General features: G+C 72.4%; 21 protein-coding genes. 12 read left to right on the top strand and 9 right to left on the bottom strand.

The window, feature by feature from the left end; translation table 11 throughout:
• Positions 1–183: hypothetical protein (locus LADH09A_RS14510; RefSeq protein WP_238645613.1), on the bottom strand; the 183-nt coding region annotated here is incomplete at its 3' end.
• Positions 159–680 carry a protein kinase family protein gene (locus LADH09A_RS14505; protein WP_238645612.1) on the bottom strand — a complete coding sequence of 174 codons (522 nt, stop codon included), beginning with the start codon at positions 678–680 and terminating at the stop codon, positions 159–161. The genes LADH09A_RS14510 and LADH09A_RS14505, both read right to left, overlap by 25 nt.
• Positions 681–1,186: 506 nt before the next feature.
• Here LADH09A_RS14505 and LADH09A_RS31665 point away from each other — a divergent pair.
• Positions 1,187–4,201, top strand: coding sequence for a S8 family serine peptidase (locus LADH09A_RS31665; protein ID WP_308194561.1), 3,015 nt, complete (start codon positions 1,187–1,189; stop codon positions 4,199–4,201).
• Between the two features lie 97 nt (positions 4,202–4,298).
• Entirely contained in the window at positions 4,299–6,734 is a 2,436-nt protein-coding gene (locus tag LADH09A_RS14485; RefSeq protein ID WP_238645611.1) for an ATP-binding protein, read from the top strand.
• A gap of 151 nt (positions 6,735–6,885) precedes the next feature.
• Here LADH09A_RS14485 and LADH09A_RS14480 read toward each other — a convergent pair whose 3' ends face one another.
• From LADH09A_RS14480 to LADH09A_RS14460, 5 genes are read right to left on the bottom strand one after another with little or no spacing between them, the layout of a single operon-like run.
• Complete coding sequence (locus LADH09A_RS14480; RefSeq protein WP_238645610.1) at positions 6,886–9,099, bottom strand: DUF8189 domain-containing protein; 2,214 nt, start codon at positions 9,097–9,099, stop codon at positions 6,886–6,888.
• A 45-nt stretch (positions 9,100–9,144) separates the two neighbouring features.
• On the bottom strand, positions 9,145–11,232 hold the full coding sequence (locus LADH09A_RS14475; protein WP_238645609.1) for an alpha-galactosidase: 2,088 nt from the start codon (positions 11,230–11,232) through the stop codon (positions 9,145–9,147).
• A complete protein-coding gene (locus LADH09A_RS14470; RefSeq protein WP_112581751.1) occupies positions 11,229–12,050 on the bottom strand; it encodes a carbohydrate ABC transporter permease in 822 nt (273 codons plus the stop codon). Before LADH09A_RS14470 ends, LADH09A_RS14475 begins: the two co-directional genes overlap by 4 nt.
• Complete coding sequence (locus LADH09A_RS14465) at positions 12,050–12,967, bottom strand: carbohydrate ABC transporter permease (RefSeq protein ID WP_238645608.1); 918 nt, start codon at positions 12,965–12,967, stop codon at positions 12,050–12,052. The genes LADH09A_RS14470 and LADH09A_RS14465 overlap by 1 nt, the downstream gene beginning before the upstream one ends.
• Position 12,968: 1 nt before the next feature.
• The gene (locus LADH09A_RS14460) at positions 12,969–14,264 is read right to left on the bottom strand and encodes an ABC transporter substrate-binding protein (RefSeq protein ID WP_238645607.1); all 1,296 of its coding nucleotides are present in this window, start codon (positions 14,262–14,264) and stop codon (positions 12,969–12,971) included.
• A gap of 159 nt (positions 14,265–14,423) precedes the next feature.
• On the opposite strand from LADH09A_RS14460, the gene LADH09A_RS14455 reads away from it, so the two are divergent.
• From LADH09A_RS14455 to LADH09A_RS14420, 8 genes are all read left to right on the top strand, one after another.
• Positions 14,424–15,170 (top strand): SDR family NAD(P)-dependent oxidoreductase, encoded by a 747-nt coding sequence (locus LADH09A_RS14455; RefSeq protein ID WP_238645606.1) that lies wholly within the window; start codon positions 14,424–14,426, stop codon positions 15,168–15,170.
• A 35-nt stretch (positions 15,171–15,205) separates the two neighbouring features.
• Complete coding sequence (locus tag LADH09A_RS14450; protein ID WP_238645605.1) at positions 15,206–15,916, top strand: FadR/GntR family transcriptional regulator; 711 nt, start codon at positions 15,206–15,208, stop codon at positions 15,914–15,916.
• On the top strand, positions 15,913–17,058 hold the full coding sequence (gene dgoD, locus LADH09A_RS14445) for a galactonate dehydratase (RefSeq protein WP_238645602.1): 1,146 nt from the start codon (positions 15,913–15,915) through the stop codon (positions 17,056–17,058). Before LADH09A_RS14450 ends, dgoD begins: the two co-directional genes overlap by 4 nt.
• Positions 17,052–17,891: a PDC sensor domain-containing protein gene (locus tag LADH09A_RS14440; RefSeq protein ID WP_238645600.1), complete on the top strand. Its 840-nt coding sequence runs from the start codon at positions 17,052–17,054 to the stop codon at positions 17,889–17,891. Before dgoD ends, LADH09A_RS14440 begins: the two co-directional genes overlap by 7 nt.
• Before the next feature lie 11 nt (positions 17,892–17,902).
• Positions 17,903–18,523: a bifunctional 4-hydroxy-2-oxoglutarate aldolase/2-dehydro-3-deoxy-phosphogluconate aldolase gene (locus tag LADH09A_RS14435; RefSeq protein ID WP_238645598.1), complete on the top strand. Its 621-nt coding sequence runs from the start codon at positions 17,903–17,905 to the stop codon at positions 18,521–18,523.
• Complete coding sequence (locus tag LADH09A_RS14430; protein WP_238645597.1) at positions 18,520–19,455, top strand: sugar kinase; 936 nt, start codon at positions 18,520–18,522, stop codon at positions 19,453–19,455. Before LADH09A_RS14435 ends, LADH09A_RS14430 begins: the two co-directional genes overlap by 4 nt.
• Positions 19,456–19,475: 20 nt before the next feature.
• Positions 19,476–20,357 (top strand): SMP-30/gluconolactonase/LRE family protein, encoded by an 882-nt coding sequence (locus LADH09A_RS14425; protein WP_238645595.1) that lies wholly within the window; start codon positions 19,476–19,478, stop codon positions 20,355–20,357.
• A 100-nt stretch (positions 20,358–20,457) separates the two neighbouring features.
• A complete protein-coding gene (locus LADH09A_RS14420) occupies positions 20,458–21,561 on the top strand; it encodes an L-dopachrome tautomerase-related protein (RefSeq protein ID WP_238645594.1) in 1,104 nt (367 codons plus the stop codon).
• Positions 21,562–21,578: 17 nt separating this feature from the next.
• On the opposite strand, the gene LADH09A_RS14415 is transcribed toward LADH09A_RS14420, so the two are convergent.
• Positions 21,579–22,334: a dienelactone hydrolase family protein gene (locus LADH09A_RS14415; protein WP_238645593.1), complete on the bottom strand. Its 756-nt coding sequence runs from the start codon at positions 22,332–22,334 to the stop codon at positions 21,579–21,581.
• A 164-nt stretch (positions 22,335–22,498) separates the two neighbouring features.
• Here LADH09A_RS14415 and LADH09A_RS14410 point away from each other — a divergent pair, with 164 nt between their 5' ends.
• A complete protein-coding gene (locus tag LADH09A_RS14410) occupies positions 22,499–22,909 on the top strand; it encodes a hypothetical protein (RefSeq protein WP_238645592.1) in 411 nt (136 codons plus the stop codon).
• A 47-nt stretch (positions 22,910–22,956) separates the two neighbouring features.
• Positions 22,957–23,340 (top strand): SAV_915 family protein, encoded by a 384-nt coding sequence (locus tag LADH09A_RS14405; RefSeq protein ID WP_238645591.1) that lies wholly within the window; start codon positions 22,957–22,959, stop codon positions 23,338–23,340.
• Here the strand turns inward: LADH09A_RS14405 and LADH09A_RS14400 are convergent.
• Positions 23,241–25,250, bottom strand: a complete 2,010-nt coding sequence (locus LADH09A_RS14400; protein ID WP_238645590.1) for an FAD-dependent oxidoreductase — start codon at positions 25,248–25,250, stop codon at positions 23,241–23,243. The genes LADH09A_RS14405 and LADH09A_RS14400 overlap by 100 nt on opposite strands.
• Between the last annotated feature and the right edge of the window lie 30 nt (positions 25,251–25,280).

The raw sequence follows: 25,280 nt of genomic DNA, 5'->3' as shown, positions 1-25,280 counted from the left end.
ACAGACCATACCCGCACACCAGGCCACCAGGCCACCAGGCCACCAGGCCACCAGGCCACCAGGCCACCAGGCCACCAGGCCACCAGGCCACCAGGCCACCAGGCCACCAGGCCACCAGGCCACCAGGCCACCAGGCCACCAGGCCACCAGGGTGAGGATCAGGGTGACGCGGAACGACGACAAGGGCATCCCGGTCGGCAACCAGCCTGCCGCCAAGCACCGACCAGCGCTGGCACGTCGGAGTAGCGGGCGGAGGGGGTAGCTCTGGTCGCCCGGTCCACGACACGACGCTGGTCGTCGTTGCCCCGCCAGCCCTCGGGTGAGTCAAGCAGGTGGTGCAGGGTGCGGCCGAGCAGGTGCACGGTGGTCCGCTCGTCGATCACCGCGCCGCGGACGAACTCCTCCGGTGCCATGTAGCGCCGCGAGCCGGGCAGCCGTTCGGCGTCGAGCAGGAAGGGTCCGGGTCGGTACTCGTCCAGGTCGATCAGCCGCATCCGGCCGGCGGAGAAGTCGTACAGGAAGCAGCCGTCGTAGCGGTCGACCGCGACCAGGCCGGCGGCGCTGACGGCGAGATGGGCGTCGAGGATCGCGTCGAGGGCCGCCTCTACCTGCGGCATCGGCAGTTGCTGGAACCGGGTGAGCCCGCTGCGGTCCGCGCCATGCACGGTCGCGTGGTTCAACAGGTCGCCGTCGTACCAGGGGTAGACGAGCGTCGGCCCGGCCGGTCCGTGAAGCCATCCACACTGGACGGACGATCACGTGATGGCGGACTGCGGCGTGCACCGCGCAGGCCCGGTGGAGGGAAGCTCTGCCCTCGACCGTGATGGCCGTCTTGACGAGCCAACTCCGGCCCGCCTCCTCGACCCCGTAGGACAGGCACCCGGAGCCCTGCTCGCCGAAGACCACGAAGGCCGAATCGATCGACGGCACCGAAGACCGTCGCAATGGCATGGGACACCCCGAACCGACGGCACCAAATGACGCGCAAAGTACCCGTTGTGTTACGAGCTTGTTTCCAAGATGACAGCCAGGTTACGAGTGCTTCTCGATGATCGATACCGATCCTAGGTTTCGGCCACCGTCATCAGTCGTGGCGGCCGGCACCGAACGTGGAGGCAACGACGTGCCACAACCGAACGCAGATCGGACCGGACGGGCCAGGCGCGGGGTCAGCATGCTGGCCGCCGTGGCATTGACCGCGGCCGGCCTGACCAGTCTGCCCGCCAGCGCCGTCGCCGCGCCGGCAGGTAGCGGACCGACCGCCCGCTACCTCGTCCAGCTCGACGAGGAGCCGCTGGCCACCTACACCGGCGGTGTCCCCGGCATCGCCGCGACCAAGCCGGCCGAGGGCGCGAAGCTGAACCGCACGTCGGGCAGCGCCAAGGCGTACCGCGATCATCTCCGCCAGCAGCGCACGTCGGTGCTGGACCGCGTCGGCGTTCCGGCCGATCGCACCCGCGTCACGATGGAGACCGCGTTCAACGGGTTCGCCGCCGACCTGACCGGGCCGCAGGCCGCCCGGCTGCGTGCCACCCGAGGTGTACGGGCCGTCCACGAGAGCCAGAAGGTGCACGCGGCCACGTCGCACACCCCCGACTACCTGGGCCTGACCGGCAAGGGCGGGGTGTGGAAGAAGGAGTTCGGCGGGGACTCCCGCGCGGGTGAGGGCGTCATCGTCGGGATCATCGACAGCGGCTACTGGCCGGAGAGCGCGAGCTTCGCGCCGCTGCCCAGCCCCCGCCCCGACCAGGCCATCATCGACGCCAAGTGGAAGGGCACCTGCGACGCCGGCATCGAGGCACCGGTCACCTGCAACAACAAGGTGATCGGCGCCCGCTGGTACAACGACAGCGGCATCGCCGACGCGTTCCCGGACGACTACTCCTCGCCTCGCGACCGCAACGGGCACGGCACCCACACGGCCAGCACGGCGGCCGGCAACCACGGCGTACGGGCGACCTCGGGCAGCCAGGACCTGGGCATGATCTCCGGCATGGCGCCGGCCGCGCGCCTGGCGATCTACAAGGCGCTGTACGACAACGGTGCGGGCGGTGCGACCGGTACCGACATCGACATCGTGCATGCCATCGACGACGCGGTCGCCGACGGTGTCGACGTGATCAACTATTCGATCGGTGACGACACCGAGCGGTTCGGGGCGGTCGACGCGACGTTCTTCAACGCCGCCGCGGCCGGGGTGTTCGTCGCCGCCGCCGCAGGCAACTCCGGCCCGTTCGCCAACACCGTCGACAACTCGACGCCGTGGCTGACCACGGTGGCCGCGAGCACCACCGACCGGCAGAACACCCGGCAGCTCACCCTCGGCAACGGCACGACCATCGCGGGTGTGGGCATGGGCGAGACCGGTGTCGGTCCGACCCGGCTGGTCTTCGCGAAGGACAGCGCGCTCGACCCGGACGGTGCGTACGGCGCGGGCCTCTGCGCCGACGACACGTTGGACCCGGCCAAGGTCAAGGGCGCGATCGTGCTCTGCCTGCGCGGTGAGATCCCGCGTACCGACAAGAGCATCGAGGTGGCACGGGCCGGCGGGGTCGGCATGGTGCTGTACAACGAGGAGCTCAACTCCCTCAACGCCGACGTACAGACCGTGCCGACCGTGCACATCAACGAGGTCGACCTGGCCACTGTCACCGCGTACGTCGGCAAGGGCAACGCCACGGCCACCATCTCGCCGAGCAGGTTGGAGACTGTCGAGGCCCCCGCGGTCGCCGCGTTCTCCTCGGCTGGCCCGTCCAACCTCAACGCCGGTGAGCTGCTCAAGCCGGACATCAGCGCGCCCGGTCAGGACATCGTGGCCGCCTTCTCCCCGTCCGCCGGCGGGAACGACTTCGCCCTGGAGTCGGGCACGTCGATGGCAGCGCCGCACATCGCGGGCATCGCCGCCCTGCTGCTGGCGAAGCACCCCGACTGGTCGCCCGCGGCCGTGCGCTCCGCGCTGATGACCAGCGCGGTCGACAGGACCGACAAGGGCAACCCGATCAAGATCGGCACGTACGACGCCACCCCGCTCAACTACGGCGCCGGCCAGGTGAAGCCGGGTGGCGCGTTCGACCCGGGCCTGGTCTACGACTCCGACCAGCGGGACTGGATCCAGTACCTGTGCGGGGTCTCCGCCGACCGTGGCAGCGACTACGGGCTCGCCGACCTGGACGGCTGCGACACCGTGGGTGCGATCGACACGGCCCAGCTCAACTACCCGTCGATCTCGCTGGGCCGGATGGTCGGCAAGCAGACCGTGACCCGTACGGTCACCAACGTCAGCGACAAGACCAGCACCTACACCTCGTCGGTGCAGGCCCCGCCGGGCTACAAGGTCAAGGTGACGCCGGCGAAGATGCAGATCCGTCCGGGTGGGAGCGCCCGCTTCAGCGTGGAGGTCACCAACACCGGCGGCGCGTTCGACACCTGGGCCGACGGCTCGCTGACCTGGCGCGACCAGTTCAAGCACGAGGTACGCAGCCCACTGGTCGTCCACAACTCCGGGTTGGTCGCTCCCGACGCCATCACCGGCAAGGGCACCTTCGGCAGCGCCCGGATCGCCGCCGAGATCGGCTACAAGGGTCAGCTGATCTCTCAGCTCTCCGGGCTCACCGCGGGCACCAGCACTGTGGTCACCCTCCAGGGGGACGGGCCGAGCTGGGACTGGAGCACGTCGGACAACCTGCCGGTGCCACTGCCCGCGTCGATCAGCAGGACCACCCTGCACGTGCCGGCCGGCACCCGCAGCCCGCTCGTCCAGGTGACGTCGGAGCGGCCGACCTGCTCCCACATCGACTGGGAGGACGAGGAGGGGGTGATGGAGTGCACCGAGTTCAGCCTCAACGTCTACGACAGGGCCGGGAAGTTCGTCACCGCCACGGTCAGCGGTCGTGACGGCGCGAAGGTGACGCTGCCGGACGGCGCCGGGGACTACATCGTGGTCGTCGAGCAGGAGTTCACCGAGAACATGCCGAAGGGCACGAACGCGTACACCCTCACCAGCTACCTGCCGGGCGCGCCGGGCACCTCCACCGGTCGGTTCACCGTCGACCCGAAGCAGCGCAGCGTGCAGCCGGGCGCCACGGCGAACCTGACCCTGCGCTGGTTCGGCCTCGCTCCGGGACTGCGCTACCTCGGTGTGCTGGAGTTCCGCAACGGGGACGGCTCGCTGAAGACCGTGCCGGTCACCGTCCAGTCCTGACGGTGCCAGCGGGGCCGGCGGCCGGCGTGTGACTCAGGTCACCGTCGGTCCGCCGGCCCACCGTCCGTTCGGGCAGAGGTGATCTGCTCGCCCCACGGTGATCGACGGCGACGGGGACAAGACGCGGGGCGGCGGGGGCCCAACTCCCGTCCGCCCCGAACGTCTGCGTGGACCCGTCGAGTTCGTCGGACGAGCGGAGGAACTCGCCCAGCTACGCCGGCTCGCCGAAGCCCCGCCGTGCCTGGTCCTGTTGGAGGGCGAGCCCGGAATCGGCAAGAGCCGGCTGGTCGCCGAGTTACTTGCCGAACTTCCCGGGCACCACCTGGTCGGCGAGTGCGACGACGTGCCGGAGCCCTTCCCGCTCGGCGTACTGCTGGACGCCATCCGGGGCAGCGCCAACCGACTCGGCCCACTCAGCCCGATCAGCCCGGTGGCCGGTGCCCTCGCCCCGTTGCTGCCCGAGCTGGCCGACGCGCTGCCCGCGCCGCCGCCCCCATTGACCGACCCGGCGGCCGAACGACACCGGTTGCTGCGGGCCGTCGCCGCCGTGCTGGCCGCGTTGAGCCCCGCCACCCTGCTGCTCGAGGACCTGCACTGGGCCGACCCGGCGACCTGCGAGTTCCTCGGCTACCTGAGCACGCACCCGGTGGACGGGCTCGCGGTGGTGCTGACCGCACGCACGGCCGCGCCGGACGGCAGTACGCCGATCCACGACGCGTTGGCCCGAACCCCGCCGTGGAGCGTCACCCGCGTCCCGCTCGGCCCGCTGGACGCCGATGACGTACGCCGGCTGGCCGCCCGGACCCTGCGGCTCGCCGACCCGCCGCAGCAGCTCACCGCCACCCTGCTCGACCGGACCGCCGGCATCCCGTTCGTGGTCGAGGAGGTGCTGCGGACGCTCGCCGAGCGGGGTGGCGACCCGTTGGCGGACGACAGCGTGCCGTTCGTCCTGCGGGACGTGCTGCTCTGGCGGCTGCGCCCACTCGACGAGGCCACCCGGGAGGTGCTCTCTGCCGCCGCCGTGCTGGGAATGGCACCGGATCAGCGCATCCTCGCCTCGGTGCTCAACCTGGACCGGGTGACGATCGGCGCGGCGTTGACCGCCGCCCATCGGGCCGGCCTTCTGCACGACGGCGGTGACGGCCTGCGCTTCCGTCACGACCTGGCCCGACAGGTGGTGTACGACCTGGTGCCGCGGGAGAGTCGGGAGTGGCTGCACCTGCGTGTGGCACGGGTGCTGGAACAGGAGCTGCCGAGGCCGGTCGCCCAGCTCGCGCACCACTACCGCCGGGCCGGCAGCGGTGCCGACTTCGTCCGCAACGCCGAGGCGGCCGCCGACCTGGCCACCGAGCGCGGCGACGACGCGACCGCCGCCAGCTTCCTGCTCCAGACGATGGACGTCGCCGAGCTACCCCGCCCGGTACGGGTTCGGCTCGCCGCGAAACTGGGCCGGTCGGCCATCGACGGGCTCAGCCAGGCGGAGGCGATCCCGGTGCTGGAGCGGCTGCTCGCCGACCGCAGGCTACCGCCCGGCGCTCGGGGCGAGCTGGGCCTGGTGCTCGGGCGGATGCTGCGTCAGCAGGGCGAGGCGCTGCGCGGGTACGCCGAGATCGAGCGCGCCGTGCCGTACCTGCGGGCACCACGCCGGAAGGCACCGGCGCTCGCGGTGCTGGCGGCCCCGGACACCGTCGTCGGCCGGCACGTCGACGACCACCTGGCCCGCTGTAGGGAGGCGGAGGCCGCCGCCACGGCCAGCGGGGACCCGGCCGCGCACCTCGCGGTCCGCATCGCCCGCACCTCGCTGCTGATCGAGGTGGGCGACCCCGCGGCCTGGTCGATCATCACCGAGCTGCGGGCGTCCGCCGAGCTGGCCGACCGGCCCCGGGAACATGCCCGAGCCTGCCTGAACTGGGCGCAGGGCGCGTTGCACGCCGGCCACCCGGAGCAGGCCGAGGCGCTTCTGGCGGCGGGCCGGGGGTTGGTCGACGAGACCGGGTACGAGCGGCTGGCGACCCTGGTGGAGGTCACCGAGTTGTCGCTGGACCGGGCTGCCGGGCGGCTCGACGGGCTGGCCGAGCGGCTCGCCCGGTTGGTCGTCACCGCCGAGCGGATGCCGGTGACCCTGCTCGACGCACGGGTCGAGCTGGCGACCGTGTCGGCCCGTACCGCCGTCGACACCGACGAGGTGGAGACTGCCCAACGGGCGCTGCGGGAGGTGGTGGCCGACGCCCGGCGGGTCGGCGCGATCTGGCCGCTGGTGCAGGCACTCTCGGCGCTGGCCCGGTCGACTCTGGCGAGGCGGCCGGACGAGGCGGTGCGGCACGCCACGGAGGCGCTGTCACTGGTACGCGGAAAGGGCATCCTGGCGTGGGCCGCCGAGGCGGTGCTGGTGCTGGCCGAGGCGGCAGCCGCAGCGGGTGACCCGGCCCGGGCGGCGGGAGCGGTGGCCGAGTTGGAAGCCGGTATCGCGGGCCGCGACGCGCCGCTCGCCCTGGCCGCCCTGCGTCGCTGCCGGGAACTCGTCCCGGCCTGAGCCGAGACGCCCAGACGCCGACACGCCCAGACGCCGATACGGCCGATACGCCGAGACGCCGAGATGCGCCGGGTGCGGGGGCCGACCCCGCCCGAGCTGGCCGGGCTGGTGTGGGGTGGCGGACCGCCCAGCGACGGCCCGCCACCGTGGATCAGAGGACGATCTGGTGCACCCGGTCGTCCACGCCGCGTACGGCCAGCCAGGCGCTGCCGTTGGCACCGGCGGCGGCCCCGGGCGCGCCCCGGAACGCGTCGGTCGCGAACTCACCGCGCCGGAACCAGCCACCCCAGGCACCGTCGGCCAGGTTTCGCTGCCAGAGACGGTTGTCGGCGGCCATCGAGAACAGGTAGACCCGACCCGCCGTGGCGAGCAGCGTCGGGCTGCCACTGGTGGTGCCGCCCAGGTTGGTCCACGCCGACCAGGTGGTGCCGGTCCGGCTGCTCCACCACACCTCGTCGGTGCGGCGGCGGACCGCCACGTGCAGGACGCCCGCGTCGTCGACGACCGCGCTCGGCCGACCGTAGAACGGCCGGTCCTCGGGAGCGCCCACGCCGGTCCAGCCGGCACCCGGGGTACGGGACCAGAGCTTGCCGTCCGCGCCTCGGGCGACGAGCGTCCACTGGGTCGGGCTGGTCCAGGCCACCGTGGGCGCGTCGGTCACCGTGCCGCCGAGGCTGCGCCACGGCCCCCATTTTCCGTTGGTGTAGCTGCGCTGCCAGGCCGCGTTGTCGGTGCCACGGACGAAGACGTCGAGTCGCCCACCGGCGGAGCCGTACGCGGATGGCTGGCCGAGGATCCTTCCGCCGACCGGGCCGCCGAGCGAGGTCCAGCCGGTGCCCCAGGTTGCGCCGGCGCGGGTGTTCACCGCCAGTGCGCCGGAGGCGTCGCGGACGAAGGCGGCGGCGTGCGTGTCGTCCACCCGGACCAGCGCCGGGCTGGCGCTGGCGGTGCCGCCGAGGTCGACGCCGGCGACCTGGTCGGTGCCGGTCAGGCCGAGCATGGCCACCCCGTGCGCCGGCACCTCGACGGTGTACGAGCCGGTGAACGGCTGGACTCCGGCGGTGCCGGGCTGGGCGTCCACGTCGGTGCGGGACCACAGGTCACGGACGCGCACCGACCCGCCCAGCGCGACGTCGGCGAAGGTCACCGTGATCTGCTGGGCGGTGTCGTGCCGGTTGAGCAGCGCGACGGCCCGCTTGCCGGAGCCGGTGAGCACCTTGCTCCAGACCTGCGCGTCGGTGCCGGTGTCGGCGACCTTGACGCCCTGTCGGACCAGCGGGTCCTGGTCCACCGCGATGATCTCCGGGTTGGTCAACGCCGAGATCATCTCCGCCGGCAGGCCACGTGGGTCGGAGCCGATCACCAGGGGCGCGGCCATGATGGCCCACATGCCGAGCTGCGTCTTGGACTCGTCCAGGCTCAACTCGTACCCGCCGCCGGGCAGCGGGCGCATCGGCAGCAGGTAGTCCGGGTCGTTGTAGTGCCCCGGCCCGGTGGCCGCCGGGTGGTACGCGTTGACGTCCATGTTGCGCAGCACCCACGGGTACGCCCACTGTGGGCTCGGGTCGGTGAGGCCCACGTCGGTGTACGTCCGCCAGGAGTCGGCGATGGTGGGCGCGTACGTGTAGCTCCAGGTGGAGAGCTGTTCCGGGGTGTACGGGCCGCCACCCCAGTCGGAGCTGACCGGGTTGCAGATGTTGAGCAGCATCGGCCTCGGCGACTGGCGTACCGCCTCGGCCAGCTCACGGAAGGTGGCCTCGGGGTCGAGGCCGGCGGCCCGGCCGCAGAGCCAGTCGGCCTTGAGCGCGTCGAAGCCCCAGCCGGCGAACTGGGCGACGTCGGCCTGGTAGTGGCCGTTGCTGCCGAGCCCGCACTGCCCCGGCAGGTACGGGCCCGCGTCGGTGTAGATGCCGGCCTTCATGCCCTTGCTGTGGATGTACGCGGCCAGCGCGGCCATTCCGCCGGGGAAGCGGGCGGGATCGGCGACGAGTTGGCCGGCCTCGTTGCGCGGGGTGGGCGCGGCCCAGTTGCCGTCGATCCAGACGTAGGTGTAGCCGGCGTCTCGCAGGCCACTGTGGACCATGTGGTCGGTGACCGACCTGACCTCGGCCTCGGTGGGATCGCCACCGAGACCGAAGTAGGTGTTCCAGCCCTGGTAGGGCGTCGGGGCGAGCCCGCTGTTGAAGAACGTCGGGGCGCCCTGGTCCTCCGCGCCGGTCGCGGCCGGGGCCTGGCCGGGACGGCCGGGCCCGTGGCCGACCTGGGGTGGGTCGGCGTGGGGTGGGCCGGCCATTGCCGGCGTCGGGCTGGCCAGGCCCAGGCCGAGCACGGCCAGGGCAGCGGTCAGCGGTCGGTTCAGGCGCATGGAGGTACTCCTGTCCCTCGGGGGTGGGGTGGTGGTGCTCCGGCCTCAGTCGCGGGTGAGCACGATGAGGTCGGCGTCATGGGTCGGGCTCCACTGCACGGGCAGGCCGACCGCGGCGAGGTGACTGCCGGAGTAGTGCCGGTCGCCGTGCCGGTAGCGGGCGGCCGGGTCGAGGCCGCGCAGCGGCAGCCGCACCGGGCGCGACGGCAGCAGGCCGGTGCCGTCGAGCCGGCCGGTGTGCCAGGCCAGGACGACCACCCAACGCTCGTCGGGCGCCGTGTACTGCACCGCGCAGCGGGCCTGGTCGGGTGCACCGATCAGGTGCACCTCGCCGTGCGTGACGACGTCCCGGATCTCCTTGTACCGGGCGATCCAGCCGGCTGCCTCGGCCCGTTCCTCGGGAGTCCAGGCCCGGATGTCCGCGCCGATGCCGAGCACACCGGCCATCGCCAGGACGAAGCGGAACGCGAGCGAGCGCGGTCGGGGGTCGAACAGGCCGGGCGCGTCGGTGACCCAGGAGCTGAGCAGGTGTGGGGCGTTCGCGTGCAGGAAGCCGTACTGGATGGCCAGCCGGTCGAGTGGGCCGGTGTTGTCGCTGGGCCAGAACACGTCGGCGCGGGCGGCCATCGCCAGGTCGGTGCGCGCGCCGCCGCCGGCACAGGCCTCGATCAGCACACCGGGATGGTCCCGGCGCAGCCGTTCGTAGATCCGGTGCAGGTTGGCGACGTGGGCACCGTCCAGGTCGAGCGGACCGACACCGCCCGGCCGGCCCGGCTCGGTGCGCGGCCGGTTGAAGTCCCACTTGAGGTAGTCGATGGCGTACCGGCGCAGTAGACCGTCCACGGTGGAGTGGACGAACTCGGCGACCTCCGGTCGGCCCAGGTCGAGCAGGTACTGGTTGCGTACGGGCGTGAGCGGCCGACCGTCGACGGAGTAGACCCATTCCGGGTGCTCGGCGTAGAGGGTCGACCTCGGGTTGACGCACTCCGGCTCGACCCAGAGGCCGAAGTTCAGCCCGAGTGCGCGGACGTCGGCGATGAACGCGTCGAACCCGGCGGGGAACTTCGCCGGGTCGGGCGTCCAGTCACCCAGCCCGGCGGTGTCGTCGTCGCGGCCGACAAACCAGCCGTCGTCCACCACGAACGTCTCGACGCCCAGCTCGGCGGCGATCCGGGCCAGTGCGAGCTGGCTCGTGGCCTCGACGGCGAAGTAGGTGGCCTCCCACGAGTTGTAGAGCACCGGGCGCGGGGTGAGCCGGTCGGCGGCGAGCAACCGCTGGTGGGTGTGCCAGACCCGGGCCAGCCCGTCCAGGCCGTCCGGGCTGTACGCCCCGGTGACCACCGGCAGGGTCAGCACCTCGCCGGGGGCGAGCGCCAGCGGGCCGTCGACCAGCTGACGGCCGGCACGGACCCGGGTCAGCCCGCCGGTGTCCCGCTCGGCGCTGATCTCCCACGAACCGGTCCAGGCCAACGCCATCCCCCAGGCCGGACCGGCCGGCTCGGCGGCGTCGCGCACGGCGAGCCAGGGCACGTGCAGATGCCCGGGTACGCCCTGGGAGCTTCCGATGCTGAAGGCGCCGTGACCCAGCTCTACGTGGGAGAGCTGGAACTCCTGCTCCCACTGCCCCCACTGGTGGCTGAGCAGCGCGCCGTGCGGCGTCGGTACGCAGAAGCCGCCCGACCCGGCCCGGACCACCCGCAGCGGGGTGGGGCCGTCGTTGGTCAGCTCGATCCACCGTTGCACCACGTCGGTGCCGGCGGGCACCCGGTAGTGCACGGTGGCGCGCAGCCCGGTGACCGGGTCCGCGAAGTCGACGGCCAGCTCCCGCTGGTCGGCGTCGACCCGTACGCCGGTGTGCGTGAAGCCCACCCGGCGCTGCCCGGTCACGGTCTCCACCACCAGGTCCGCGCCGGTGAACGGCCGGTCGGCGTCGGTGGCGTACTCGATGGGTGCGGCGTCCCCGGCGGTGAGGAACGGCACCGGGCCGTCGTAGGCGACCGGCGACGGCCCGTCGGAGACGCCGTGCGGCCCCCACGCGACGAGTTCCAGCCAGCGGCCGTGCGCCGGCACGGTCACGGTGTACTCGGTGTGCGTACCGAGCAGCGTCCAGCGCTGCCCGGGCGCGGCGGTCACTTGACCGCTCCGAGCGCCAGGCCGGAGACGAAGTGCCGCTGGAAGCGCAGGAAGACCGCGACGGTGGGGACGGCCGCGATGACCGTGCCGGCGGCGATCACGTTCCAGGACGAGACGAACTGCCCCTGGAGCGCCAGGAGCGCCGGGGTGACCGGCATGTTGTCGTCGGTACGCAGCACGGTGATCGCCCAGAGCAGGTCGTTGAAGATCCAGGTGAAGGACAGCGCGCCGAGAGCGGCGAGAGCCGGTCGGGTCAGCGGCAGCATCACCCTGGTGAAGATCTGCGCCGTGCCGGCGCCGTCGATCGTGGCCGCCTCCTGGATCTCGCCCGGCAGGTCCCGCATGAAGCCGTGCAGAACAAAGGTGTAGAAGCCGAGCCCGAAGCCGACCTGCACCGCGATCAGCGCCCAGAGCGTGTCGTACAGGCCGGTCAGCTCGCTGAACTTGGCCACCGGGATGAGCAGGATCTGCGGTGGCAGCAGGTTGCCGGCGAGCATCAGCAGCAGGATGGTCCGCCGGCCGGGGATCCGGAAGCGGCTCAGCGCGAACGCGGCCATCGCGGCCAGCCCCAGACTCAACGCCACCGACGGGACGGTGACCAACATGCTGTTGATCAAAGCGCGCAGCTCGCCGCCGTCGGTCCACGCCTGCCGGTAGGTGTCCAGCGTGAACGAGCGGGGCAGGCTGCCCACGCCGTGCGCGGCGATGTCGTCGAACGACCGGGTGGACATCACCACGACCCAGAGCACCGGACCCAGCCAGAGCAGCGAGAGCAGGATCATGCCGGTGTGGAAGGCCCCGGTACGGAGCTTGTTCATCACGCTTCCTCCCGGAACGCGCGGACCAGGTAACCGAGGATGACGGCCAGCGCGAGCACGAAGATCACGACGGCGATCGCGGAGGCGTAGCCCAGCCGCAGGCTCTGGAACGCGGTCGAGTACATGTAGGTGCTGAGCAGCTCCGACGAGTGGTACGGCCCGCCCTTGGTCAGCGACCAGACGATGTCGAAGGAGCGCAGCGAATCGATCACGATGACCGACAGCACGACGGCGTTGACTCCCTTGAGCTGGGGAATCGTGACGTGCCGCAGCCGCTGCCAGGCGTTGGCGCCGTCCATCCGGGCCGCCTCGTGCAGCGCCGGGTCGATCGCCTTCAGCCCGGCCAGGAAGAGCACCATCACGTAGCCGATCTGCCGCCACAGGGCGGGCAGGATCACCGCGTACAGGGCCGTCTGCGGGTCGGCCAGCCAGGGCCGGATCAGGTGCTCCAGGCCGACGGCCCGCAGCAGCGTGTCGGCGATGCCGTCGGGCTGGTAGAAGACCCGCCAGACCAGCGCGGTCACCACCAGTGAGAACACCACCGGGGTGAACAGCGCGGCCCGGTAGAAGCCGACCCAGCGCCGCTCCTTCTGCAGGACCAGGGCCATGCCGAAGCCGCCCAGCACGGAGAGGCCGCCGAAGAGCACCAGCCAGATCACCGTGTTGACCAGGGCGCCCCGGAAGGTGGCGTCACCGGCCAGCTCGACGTAGTTGTCCGTGCCCACGAAGGTCGGCGGGGACATGCCGTCCCAGCGGGTGAGGGAGAACCAGAATCCCTGGAGCGCCGGCCAGAACACCCAGATGCTCTCGACCGTGAACGGCACGAGGACGAACGCCACCAGCAGCGGCGACAGTCGAGCCGACCGTCGCCGTCGCCGGGTGGGGATGACCGAGGTCGTGGAAATCGTTGCTGTCACGTCAGCCCTTGAAGACCTTTTCGGCGCCGGCCTGCCACTCCCGCAGGATCGCGTCGATCTGGTCCGGCTTGTCGATGAACTTGGTCAGCGCGGTGTCCGCGGTCGGCTGGAGTGCGTCGCTGGAGTCGCGGTTGAAGAACTGGGTCAGCTCCTTGGCCTCGTTGAGCATCGCCTTGCCCTTGACCACCAGCGGCGAGTCGGACGCCTTGGCCCTGGGGTTGGCCGGCAGGACGATCCCGGAGCTGGCCTTGACGTACGCCTCCTGGGCCTCGACCCCGGAGAGGTAGCTGAGCAGTGCCCTGGTGCCGGTCGGGTTGGCGGTCTTCGCGCTGGCGAAGAAACCGTCCGTCGGGGCCTCCTCGGCCAGTGGCACCGCCGGGTCGATGATCGGGAACCGGAAGAAGTCCAGGTCACCGAGGGCGTCCTTGGGTGCCGCGTCGGCGAAGAACGTGCCGATCAGGAACATGCCGGTCTTGCCGGCCAGCAGCGCGGTCGTCGCCTCCTGGAACGGGTACGCCTTGCCCTTGGGATCGAAGTAGGGCAGGGCCTCGCGCCAGCGGGTGAAGACCGCCTTGACCCTGGCGTCGTCGAAGCGCTGCTGGCCGGCAAGCAGCTCCCGGTGGAACGGCGCGCCGTTGATCCGGATGTTGAGGTAGTCGAACCAGGCCGAGGCCACCCACGGGGTGTCGCCGAGGCCGATGCCGATCGGCGGGATGCCCTTGCTCTTCAGCGTCTCGCACAGCGCCAGGAAGTCGGTCCAGGTCTTCGGCTCCTGCACGCCCCACTTGGCGAAGTTGGACTTGCGGTAGAAGAAGCCCCACCAGTAGTTGTTCATCGGCACGAAGATCTGCTTGCCGCTGGCGTCGGTGGAGAGGGTGCGCAGCGACTGGGGGTAGTCGCCCAGCGACTTCCAGACGTCGGACACGTCCAGCAGCAGGTTCTTGCTGGCGTAGTCGTTGGCGACCGAACCCGCGTACCAGGTGTAGAGGTCCGGCGGGTTCGCCGAGGTCAGGTACGTCGGCAGCTGGGTACGGAAGGTCTCCGAGGCGATCGTGTTGAGGCTCGCCGTGCCCTTGCCCTGCGCGTTGAACGTCTCAATCAGCTTCTCCATCGCGGCCTTGGCCTGCGGCGAGGAGAGGTTGGACTGGATGGTGACCGCGCCCGAGCCGTTGCTCGTCGTCGGCCCGCTGGCGGAGCTGGCGCACGCGCTGAGGAACGAGCTGGCGCCGAGCGCGCCCATCCCGGCGAGCCCAAGGTGACCAAGGAATCGCCGGCGACCGGGGTCGAAGTCGCTCACGGAGGTATCCCTTCCTCTACGACACGCAGCGTCACTGCGCAGTGTGTCGTCCATGTGAATGCTGTGACGAGAAGGTTGCATCGGCCGTCGCCGACTGTCAAGATATCTTCGTAATTAATGATTAGATGAGATCAAGGCGAGGGTCAGGTGGATCAGCCTATGCGTCGGCTTGAAGGCAAGAACGCGCTGGTCACTGGCGCTATGGGCGGGATCGGCTCGGCCATCGCCCGGCGACTGGCCGCCGAAGGTGCAGCGCTCGCACTGCTCGACGTCCACGATCCGACCCCGCTGGCCGACGAGCTGACCGCCGTCGGTCACCGAGCACTGTCCGTAATGGGCAGTGTCAGCGAGGAGAGCGACTGGGCGGCTGCGGTGTCGGCGGCACGAGCGAGCCTCGGCCCGATCGACATCCTCGTCAGCACCGCGTACGCCGTGCAGGTCGCTCCGGCCCACGAGACCAGCCGGCAGTCCTGGGACGACCAGCTCGGCGTCAGCCTCACCGGCTCGTTCCTGGGCGTCCGCGCCTGCCTGGACGACCTGCGGGCCCGCTCCGGAGCGGTGGTGCTGATCTCCTCGGTACACGCGCTGGTCGGGCTGCCCGGCCGGCCCGCGTACGCCGCGGCCAAGGGCGGCCTGGTCGCGCTCGGCCGCCAACTCGCGGTGGAGTACGGCCCGCAGGTGCGGGTCAACACCGTGCTGCCCGGGCCCATCCTCACCGGGGCCTGGGCGGAGGTGTCCGAAGAGGACCGGCAGCGCAGCGTCGCCGAGACCGTGGCGAAGCGCTTCGGCACGCCCGACGAGGTGGCCTCGGCAGTCGCCTTCCTCGCCTCACCGGACGCCGCCTACATCACCGGCGCGAGCCTCGTGGTGGACGGTGGCTGGACAGCGGTGAAAGCCTCGGCCTGAGAGATCGATACCGACCAGCGAAAAGGCCAGGAGCATTGGCACAGTACGCACGCCGCGGCGTCCACGGGCAGACCGTCGAAGCGATCGCCCGTCGCATCCTCACCGGTGAGATCGCCGCCGGCGCGACCCTGAACATCGTCGCGTTGCAGGAGGAGTTCGGCGTCAGCCTGACGGCGCTCCGCGAGGCGCTGAAGGTCCTCTCCGCGAAGGGCATCGTCGACGCCCGGCAGAAGCGCGGCACCTTCGTGCGGCCCCGCTCGGACTGGAATTTGCTCGACGGTGACGTGATCCGCTGGCAGTTCGCCGAGGGCACCGACCAGCGGCTGCTCGACCAGCTGCACGAGGTACGCGCCATCATCGAGCCCGCCGCCGCGCGACTGGCCGCCACCCGTGCCAGCGAGGACGACCTGGCCGCCCTCGACGGGGCACTCGCCGAGATGGCCGACGCCAACGGTGATCCCGCCGCCGCCATCGCCGCGGACCTCGCCTTCCACCGCGCGCTGCTCGCCGCCACCCACAACGAGCTGCTGGAGCGGATGGAGGTGGTGATGGAGACCGGGCTCGCCGAACGGGACCGGCTGGTGCACGGCGGTGACGCGCACGACGACCCGGTACCCAGCCACCGCGCGGTGGTCGACGCGCTGCGCGAACGGGACGAGACGGCGGCCGAGACCGCCATGCGCAGGTTGCTGGACAAGGCCGTCCGCGACGTCGAGAAGGCACGGGGACGAAGGGGCAGTCAGTGAAGATCGAGCGGATCGAGACCTTCCTGGTCGCGCCACGGTGGCTGTTCTGCCGGGTGGAGACCGACGACGGCCTGGTCGGGTGGGGCGAACCGGTGGTGGAGGGGCGCGCCGAAGTGGTGCGCAGTGCCGTCGAGGTGCTCGCCGAATACCTGATCGGCGCCGATCCACTGCGCATCGAGCAGCACTGGCAGGTGCTCACCAAGGGCGGCTTCTACCGGGGCGGCCCGATTCTCTCCAGCGCGGTCGCCGGCCTCGACCAGGCACTCTGGGACATCGCCGGGCAGGCGTACCGCGCGCCGGTGCACGCGCTGCTCGGCGGGCCCGTGCGCGACCGGGTGCGGGTCTACTCGTGGATCGGCGGGGACGAGCCGGACGAGGTGGCCGACGCCGCCGCCGCGCAGGTCGCCGCCGGTCTCACCGGCGTCAAGATGAACGCCTGCGGGCGGCTCTCCCCCATTCCCACCTCCGCCGAGGTGGACGCGGTCGTCGGTCGCGTCGCCGCCGCCCGCGAGGTGCTCGGCCCCGACCGGGACATCGCGCTGGACTTCCACGGCCGGGCCGGGATGGCCGCGGTCCGCCGGATCCTGCCCGAGCTGGTTTCCCTGCGCCCGTTCTTCGTGGAGGAGCCGGTCCTGCCCGACCAGGCCCACCACCTGCGCGACATCGTCGCCAGCACGCCGATCCCGGTGGCCACCGGTGAGCGGCTCTACGGCCGATCCGAGTTCCTCGCCCCGTTGCAGGCCGGAGTCGCCGTTGTCCAGCCGGACCTGTCGCACGCCGGTGGGATCTCCGAGGTCCGCCGGATCGCCGCGCTGGCCGAGACGTACGGCGCGCTGCTCGCCCCGCACTGCCCGCTCGGCCCGATCTCCCTGGCGGCGAGCCTCCAGGTGGCGTTCGCGACGCCGAACTTCCTGATCCAGGAGCAGAGCATCGGCATCCACTACAACGCCGGCTCGGAGTTGCTGGACTACCTGATCGACCCGGAGCCGTTCCGCTTCGTGGACGGGCACATCGCCCGCTTCGACCGGCCCGGTCTGGGCATCGAGGTGGACGAGACGGCGGTCCGCAAGGCCGCGCAGACCCCGCACACCTGGCGCAACCCCGTCTGGCAGCACGCCGACGGGTCGTTCGCGGAATGGTGACCGGCGCGACGCCGGTGCCGCTGCGCGTGGCGTACGACGCCGCGCACGGCGGCCGGTGGACCAGCCTGCGCGGCGGCGGCCGGGAATGGCTGTGGCGCGGCCCAGAGCCCGGCCGCCACGAGGTACGCCCCGACGACGCGTTCGTCGACGCCGGCGGCCTGGAGGAGTGCCTGCCCACCGTGCGCGGTCGACCGGACCACGGCGAGGTGTGGTCGCGGCCGTGGCGCAGCGCCGGACCCGGCACACTGGTGATCCAGCGGCGGACGTTCACCCTGAGCCGCCGCATCACGGACGAGGGCGGGGTGGTGGTGGCCGACTACCGACTGGCCGCCGACCCTGGTCACCGGTTCGTCTGGGCCGCGCACGCCCTGCTCGACCTGTCCCCCGCGGCCCACCTCGACGCACCCGCCGGCACGCCGACCCGGCTGCACCCGGAGGCCGCCGCGTTCCTGCCGACGGGCGCCTGGCCCACCGACGCCCCGTGGCTCACCGGGGCGTGGCCGGCCCCCGCCGGGCTGACGATGGACACTCTCGGCCCCGACGACGGGACGGCGCTCGGCGCGGTGCTGCTCGACTGCCCCCGGGTTCAGGTGATCGACGGCCCCGACCGGCTGACCCTGGAGCTGGACTGCGCCGACCAGCCCCGCAGCACCGCGCTCTGGCGCAACCTGGGCGGCTGGCCGGCCAACGGCCCCTACCGCAGTGTCGGTGTCGAACCGATGCTCGGCGCCGCCTTCGACCTGGCCGACGCCGGCCCGTCCGACGCGGCGGTGGTTCCCGCCGCCGGCGAGGTCGCCTGGCGACTCACCATCTCCGCCCACCGCACCCCCTGAGGACATCCGCGATGAACCTGCTCGACGAGTTGCGTACCCACCGGCTGCTGGCCATCGTGCGCGGCCCCGACCCGGCGGCCGCGCTGACCGCCGTGCTCACCCTGGCCGAGAGCGGCGTCGCACTGGTCGAGGTGTCGCTCACCAGTGCCGACGCGCTCGGCGTCATCCGACGCGCCCGGGCCGCCCTCGGGCCGGACTACGCCCTGGGCGCGGGCACCGTGCTCAGCGCCGAGGACGCCCGCGCGGCGGCCGACGCGGGCGCGGCCTTCCTGGTCACCCCGGCGCTCGCCGCCAGCCTCGCCGAAGGTGGCCGGCTCGGGTTGCCGGTGCTCGCCGGCGCGCTCACCCCCACCGAGGTGGCGCAGGCCAGCAGCGGCGGGGCCACCGCGGTCAAGCTCTTCCCGGCCTCCCTCGGTGGGCCCGACTACCTCGGCGCGCTGCGTGACCCGTTCCCCGGCACGGCGTTCGTGCCGGTCGGTGGGATCGACGCGGACGGCGCGCGGCGGTACCTGGACCGGGGCGCGGTCGCGGTCGGCGTCGGCTCGCCACTGCTCGGCGACGCCGTTCGCGGTGGCGACCCGGCGGCGCTGCGCGAGCGTGCCACCGCCTTCCTCGCGGCGGTCCAGCGATGACCGACCTGCTCACGCTCGGCGAGACGATGGCGGCCTTCCGCACCACCGGGCCGCTGCGGTTGGGTGGCACCGCCGGGATCTCCGTCGCCGGGTCCGAGTCGACGGTGGCGATCGGGTTGGCCCGGCTCGGCCACCAGGCCGCCTGGGTCGGGGTCACCGGCGCCGACGAGCCCGGCGAGCTGGTCCGCCGTACGCTGCGCGCCGAGGGGGTCGACCTGCGCTGGTCCCGGGTCGACCCGACCGCCCCGACCGGCCTGATCCTCTTCGAGAACCGGGTCGCCGACATCAACCGGGTCACCTACCACCGCGCGGGCTCCGCCGGCTCGCGGCTGCGCCCGGCCGACGTGACCCCGGCGTTCGACGCGCAGCCGCCCCGGCTGCTGCACGTCACCGGCATCACCTGCGCGCTCGGTGTCGAGCCGTACCAGGCGGTGGTGGAGGCCGTCCGGCGTGCCCGCGCGGCCGGCACCACCGTCTGCCTGGACGTCAACCACCGGCAGCGGCTCTGGTCGGTCGCCGAGGCGGCCGACGCGCTACGACCGCTGCTGTCCTCGATCGACCTGGTGGTCGCCTCCGACGACGAGCTGGCCGTGCTGACCGGTGCTTCCGACCCGGTTCCGGCGCTGCTCTCGGCCGGTGTGACCGAGGTCGTGGTCAAGCACGGTGCCGGCGGGGCCACCAGCCACAGCGCGACCGGCGTGGTGCACCGTCCGGCCCGGACGGTGCCGGTGGTGGATACCGTCGGCGCGGGTGACGCCTTCGTGGCCGGCCTGCTCTCCGGCTGGCTCGACGGCGCCGACGTCCCGGCCCGGCTGGACCGGGCGGTCACCACCGGGGCGTTCGCGGTGGCCACCCGGGGCGACTGGGAGGGCCTGCCCGACCGGGCGGAGCTGGCGCTGCTCGACCACGGCCCCGGCGGTACCGTCCGCTGACGATCCTTTGGAGGAGCACCATGGAGCTGACCGAGCCGACTGTCTGGAGCACCGACCGGCTGGAGCTGGGTGAGGGGCTGCGCTGGGTCGACGGTCGCCTGGTCCTGGTCGACCTGCTGGCCGGGCGACTGCTGGAGACCGACGGCGACGCTCCCACCGCACTGCGGGAGCTGCGCCGCCTCGACGTCCCGCTCGGCGCGGTCGCACCGGTGACCGGCCGACCGGGCGACTGGCTGGCCGCAGCCGGGACCGGCATCACGCTCCTCACCGCCACCGACGGCCCCCGACCGGTCGCCGACCTGGTCGGTGACGCACCCGAGCCGACGCGGATGAACGACGCGGTCGCCGACCCGCACGGCCGCTTCTGGGCCGGCAGCATGACGTACGCCGCGGTGCCCGGCGGGGGCACGCTGTTCCGCCTGGGTCCGGACGCCGAGCCGGTCCCCGCGGTGACCGGGCTGACCATCCCGAACGGGCCGGTGTTCGACGCGACCGGCACCACCATGTACCTGGCCGACACCCCGCGCGGCGAGATCGACCGGTTCACCGTCGATGCGGAGACCGGGGCCCTGCGCGGGCGGGAGCCGTTCGTGCGGATCTCCTCCGCCGACGGAGGCCCCGACGGCATGACGGTGGACGCGGCCGGTCACCTCTGGGTGGCGCTGTGGGGCGGCTCGGCGGTACGCCGCTACCGCCCCGACGGCACCCTCGACCGGGAGATCCGGCTACCGGCGAAGCAGCCGGCCGGCATCTGCCTGGGCGGCCCCGACCTGCGCCGGCTCTTCGTCGGCACCGCCCGCGTGGGGCTGGACACGCCCGGCCCGGCGGACGGCGCGCTGCTTGCGGTGGACGTCGAGGTCCCCGGCCTGCCCGCCGCGGGCGCCACCGCTCCAGCGAGCTGACCGCAGGCATATCGGACGCCGGGGCGGGAATAGTCACGTCGAAGCGGGACAACGGTCGACTGGCAGGGGGCGGGACGATGAGCACCGTGGGGCGGGCGTCATGAACGGGCCGGTCGGCGACGAGCCGGTTGGCGAACTGGAGCTGGTGCACACCTTCACCGGCCCCATGCCGACCGGGGTGAGCGTCTCGCACCAGGGTCGGATCTTCGTCAACTTCCCGAAGTGGGGCGACGAGGTGCCGGCCACCGTCGTGGAGCTGCGCGACGGCAAGGAGGTGCCCTACCCCGACCAGCGGTGGAACGACCCGTCCGGCGACGACGACGCGGGCGCGTTCGTGTCGGTGCAGAGCATCGTGGTCGACCCGGCCGACCGGCTCTGGGTGCTGGACACCGGCAGCCCGATGTTCCAGCCCACCAAACCGGGCGGCCCGAAGCTGGTCCGGGTCGACCTGGACACCGACACGGTGGCCCAGGTGATCACCTTCCCGGCGGACGTGGCGCTGCCGACGACGTACCTCAACGACGTCCGCTTCGACCTGCGGCGGGGTGAGGCGGGCGTCGCGTACATCACCGACTCGGCGGACTCCGGGCCGAACGGGATCATCGTGGTGGACCTGGCCAGCGGCGCCTCCTGGCGACGGCTGCACGACCACCCGTCGACCAAGGCGGAGCCGCTGACGTCGTTCCGCCCGGTGGTCGAGGGCCGGCCATTCCTCGAACGCCCGGCGGACGGCCCACCGAAGCCGGTGAGCATGGGCTCCGACGGCATCGCCATCTCCGCCGACGGCACCCGGCTCTACTACTGCCCGCTGGCATCCCGGCGGCTGCACAGCGTGTCCACCGAGGCGCTGGCTGACCCGGGCGTCACCCAGGAGGCGGTCGCGGCGACCGTCGTCGACGAGGGGGACCGGGGCAGCGCCTCGGACGGGTTGGAGAGCGACGACGCCGGGCGGCTCTACCTGACCGCGTACGAGCACAACGCCGTGCTGCGTCGACTGCCCGACGGCGAGTACGAGACGCTGGTCCACGACCCGCGGCTGCTCTGGCCGGACACCATGTCGGTGGCCACCGACGGGTACCTCTACGTCACCGCCAACCAGCTGCACCGGCAGGCGCAGTACCAGCGGGGCCAGGATTTGCGGCGCAAGCCGTACGCGCTGTTCCGCACCCGCATCGACGCCGGCCCGGTGCTACTGCGCCGCTGACCGGGCGGACGCGCTCGTCAGTTGACCGGCAGGGTGCGGTCCAGTAGGTCGAACAGGGCGGCCCAGTGACGTTCGGTGGCCTGCTCGTCGTACGCCGGGGTGTCGGCCATGGTGTAGCCGTGGTGCGCTCCCGCGTACACCTCGGAGCGGTAGCGCACCCCGGCGGCGTCCAGCGCCTTCTCCAGCGTGGCGATCTGCTCGGGCGTCATCGACTGGTCGGCGTCGGCGTGCCCGAAGTACACCTCACCGGTGATCGAGGCGACGCCCAGGTGCGGGCTGTCCGGCGCGTCGGTGACGATCCGCCCGCCGTGGAAGCTGGCGATCGCGGCGATGCGGTCGGGGTGCGCCTCGATGGCCCGCAGCGCGTTCGTGCCGCCCATGCAGTAGCCGGTGATGGCGACCGGGCCCGGCCGGACGTCGTCGCGGGCGGCCAGGAAGTCGAGGAACGCGGCGGTGTCCCGGTCGATCACGTCGGGGGTCAACGCGCCGACCAGCGGCATGATCTTCTCGAAGAGGGCGGCGCGCTGGTCGGCCTCGGCGAGTCGGGACAGGTCGAACAGCGGTGCCCGACCGGCCCGGTAGAAGAGGTGCGGTGTCAGCACCAGGTAACCCCGGGCGGCGATCCGCTCCGCCATCTCCACCAGGCGGGGGCGCGGCCCGAAGGCGTCCATGAAGAGCAGCACCGCCGGGAACGGGCCGTCCCCGTCCGGCCGGGTGAGGGACGCGTCCGCCACACCGTCACTGGTCGGGATGTCCACCGTCGTCGTCTGCACCGGAGCCTCCTCGTACGCCGATCTTGGTCCGTCCGGAACGTTACTCGCCGTGTCGGGCGGCCGGGCCGGCAGCCGCGTGAACGTGGCGTCAAGAAATGGCGGTGGCGCGTCGAAAGCGCGTATCGACGGGCGCACCGCCACCGTCCGGTGGTGACGATGGGCCCATGAGTCCTTGGCGGATGACACGCTGGGAACGCGGTGGACCACCACCCGGCACCGACACAGACAGCGGCCCCGGCGGGCCCGCGACCACCGCGAACGAGCCGGTACGGCGGCACGAGGCGCTGGTCAGCGTCCGGCTCGGCCCGTCCGCGCCCGGCAGCCACCTGGTGGAGTACCTGCGGCACGAGCCCTGCGCCGTCGACGCGTGGTGGATCGCCGCTGACGTCGACGCCGTGGTGCGGCTCTCCGCCGAGAGCATCACCGTGCTGCACCGCGCCGTGGCCGACCTGCGTCGCCGCGCCGGGGTGGAGGTGGCGGAGGCCAACTACATCCTGCGCGCGCTCGACCTGACCACCCCGGCGGGCCCGCGTACCGGGAAGGACGCCCCGACGTGGGCGGTGTCCGCGGCATGAGCCGCCCCGCTGATGATCACTTCCCTTCGGAGAGGACCAGCACGACCATGGACGAGGCCCCGACAAGGTACGCCGTTCCGGTGCGCGAGCTGCCGGGACGGCCGGTGCGGACGGTGCGGACCGGTCGATCTCCGCAGGGGCAGCGGGTGGGCATCGCCTTCACCCGTCCCGAGCTGCTGGCCACGGCGATGGGCGCCGACCAGCAGTGGGAGGAGCTGTGCGAGTCCGCGCTACGCGCCATGCTGCGCCCGCTCGGCATCGACGTGATCCAGGTCGACCCGCTGCTGGTGGCACCGCCGCTGGATCCGAAGACCGTTGACCGTCCGATCAGTCAGGCGCGCACGAAGCGCACCGCGTCGGCGACCACGTGGCCGTTGGTGTCCTCGGTGCGGATCAGCACGCTGCCGTCGGTGCCCGCCGTGAACGGGTAGGTGCCCAGCGGCACCCACTGGCCCCCGGACTGCCGCTGGTCGACCGTACGGGTGGTCACCCCGCCGGAGTACGCGATGTCCACCGGCACGTTGGTCGCCCGGTTCGGGTCGGCGGTCCAGCGCAGGTGCACGGTCCACGACCCGGTGGTGGGCAGTGTGGGGCGGAACCGCAGCCGGTTGACGCCCTTGGCGGTGTTGCCGTCGTGCTCGTAGTCGGGGCCGTAGTAGCCACCGATGCTGGTGCTGCGCAGCCACGTTCCGGCCCGGGTGATGCCGTTGGACGCGGCGTTGTCCAGGATCACCTCGCCGGTCGATCCCCACTCCAGCACCGAGCCGTCCTGGCGCAGCCGGGCCTGGAGGGCGGGCACGGACACGGCCTGCACGGCGAGGTTCCCGGTGAGCGCCAGCGACGCGGCGGTCGCCGCGGCCTGCCCGAGGATCATGAACACCGGCTCCATCCGGATCGAGCCGTACGCGATGTGGCTCGCCGACAGGCAGACCGGCACCAGCAGGTTGGCGCACTGCGCCTGGTGGGGCACGATCGCGCGGTAACTCACCGGGTACGGCGTCGGCACGCCGATCTGCACGTCCCCCTCATTGCGCACCCGACCGTCGACCACCACCCGCTGACAGTTGTGCGAGTCCATCGTGTAGCTGGCCAGACCCACCGAGTCGGTGGCCCGCACCCGGCCCCGGCAGTCGGCCTCGGTCATCACGTACGCGGAGACCATCCGGCGGGCCTCACGGATGTAGAGCAGCGGCGGCCAGCCACCGGTGCTGGTGAACTCGTCGACCGGCAGCCCCCACCGGGCCGTCGAGTCGCGGACCGACGCCGGCAGCCGGGGGTCGTTGGCCAGGAACCACATCAGCCCCTGCTGGTAGGTGCGGTGCTCGGCGATGATGCTCTCCCGGGCGGCCCAGCTCGCCGTCGGGTACGCGTGGTTGAAGCCGATGTGGTCGGTCGAGACGGCACCGTTGTTGTTGGAGTCGGTCTTGCCGCCGCCGACCGAGTGGGTGGTGAAGTACGGCCCGGTGTAGCCGGCCTGGATGTGGCGCAGCAGCAGCTCGTATTGGATCGGGTCGTATCCGGACGGCTTGCCGAACGGAATCCGGTTGGCGGCCTGGGTCAGGCACATCCGGAAGCAGTACGCCTGGATCCGGTCGTCGCCGCTGCCCTGCGGGGCGAGCGGGGTGGCGGAGATGCCCGGCAGCAGACCGCTCGCCGGCGAGCCGGCCGTCACGTACGGGTCGACGGGGTAGGCGAACTGGTGGGTGTTGCGGGACTGCACCCCGTTGATCGTCTCGCCGTAGGTGTCGTTGGACTCCCGCCCGACGGTGAATCCCACCCCGGCCATGGCCAGCAGATCGCCCTCGTAGGTGGCGTCGACGAACACCCCGCCCCGGTAGACCGATCCGTCCTCGGTGCGCAGCTCGGTGATCCGGTTGCCACTGCGGCCGAGGCTGCTCAGCCGGGCATTGACGATCACCGGCACGCCCGCCTCGGCCAGCATCTCGGCGAAGACGGCGGTGGCGACGCGTGGTTCGAAGGTCATCCGCAGCGGTGACGTCGACGTGAGTGTGCCGCCGTGGTACTTCACGTGCACCCGGCGGTAGAACTCGGCGGCCAGCCCGCCGATGGACGCCTGGACGCCGGTGTCGGTGGCGCCCAGCCCGGCGGTGCTCAGCCCGCCGACGTGGCTGGTGGGCTCCACCACCACGGCGGTGCGGCCGAGTCGCCGCATGGCGATGGCGGCGGCCAGTCCGCCGGAGGTGGCGCCGTAGACGACCAGGTCGGCGGTGGTGACGGCGGCCCGGGCGGGGCCGGCCCGGAACGGGTCGGTGAGACCGGCCAGGACGAGGCCGGCGCCGCCGGCGGTCAGCAGCCGACGACGGGACAGGGGAAGGGACACGGCGGAGCTCCCGAGGGGTAACCGGTGAAG

Source organism: Micromonospora cabrerizensis (assembly GCF_022230955.1).
In the GTDB taxonomy this organism is placed as follows: Bacteria; Actinomycetota; Actinomycetes; order Mycobacteriales; family Micromonosporaceae; genus Micromonospora; species Micromonospora cabrerizensis.
The sequence above is the reverse complement of the archived record's forward strand: the minus strand, read 5'-3'. Positions and strand labels throughout refer to the sequence as shown.

Coding starts and splice junctions, on each gene's coding strand:
- LADH09A_RS14470 (WP_112581751.1), bottom strand. CDS start 12,050: ATGAACAAGCTCCGTACCGGGGCCTTCCACACCGGCATGATCCTGCTC.
- LADH09A_RS14440 (WP_238645600.1), top strand. CDS start 17,052: ATGGTGACCGGCGCGACGCCGGTGCCGCTGCGCGTGGCGTACGACGCC.
- LADH09A_RS14425 (WP_238645595.1), top strand. CDS start 19,476: ATGGAGCTGACCGAGCCGACTGTCTGGAGCACCGACCGGCTGGAGCTG.
- LADH09A_RS14405 (WP_238645591.1), top strand. CDS start 22,957: ATGGACGAGGCCCCGACAAGGTACGCCGTTCCGGTGCGCGAGCTGCCG.
- LADH09A_RS14455 (WP_238645606.1), top strand. CDS start 14,424: ATGCGTCGGCTTGAAGGCAAGAACGCGCTGGTCACTGGCGCTATGGGC.
- LADH09A_RS14420 (WP_238645594.1), top strand. CDS start 20,458: ATGAACGGGCCGGTCGGCGACGAGCCGGTTGGCGAACTGGAGCTGGTG.
- LADH09A_RS14480 (WP_238645610.1), bottom strand. CDS start 9,099: ATGCGCCTGAACCGACCGCTGACCGCTGCCCTGGCCGTGCTCGGCCTG.
- LADH09A_RS14430 (WP_238645597.1), top strand. CDS start 18,520: ATGACCGACCTGCTCACGCTCGGCGAGACGATGGCGGCCTTCCGCACC.
- LADH09A_RS14435 (WP_238645598.1), top strand. CDS start 17,903: ATGAACCTGCTCGACGAGTTGCGTACCCACCGGCTGCTGGCCATCGTG.
- LADH09A_RS14410 (WP_238645592.1), top strand. CDS start 22,499: ATGAGTCCTTGGCGGATGACACGCTGGGAACGCGGTGGACCACCACCC.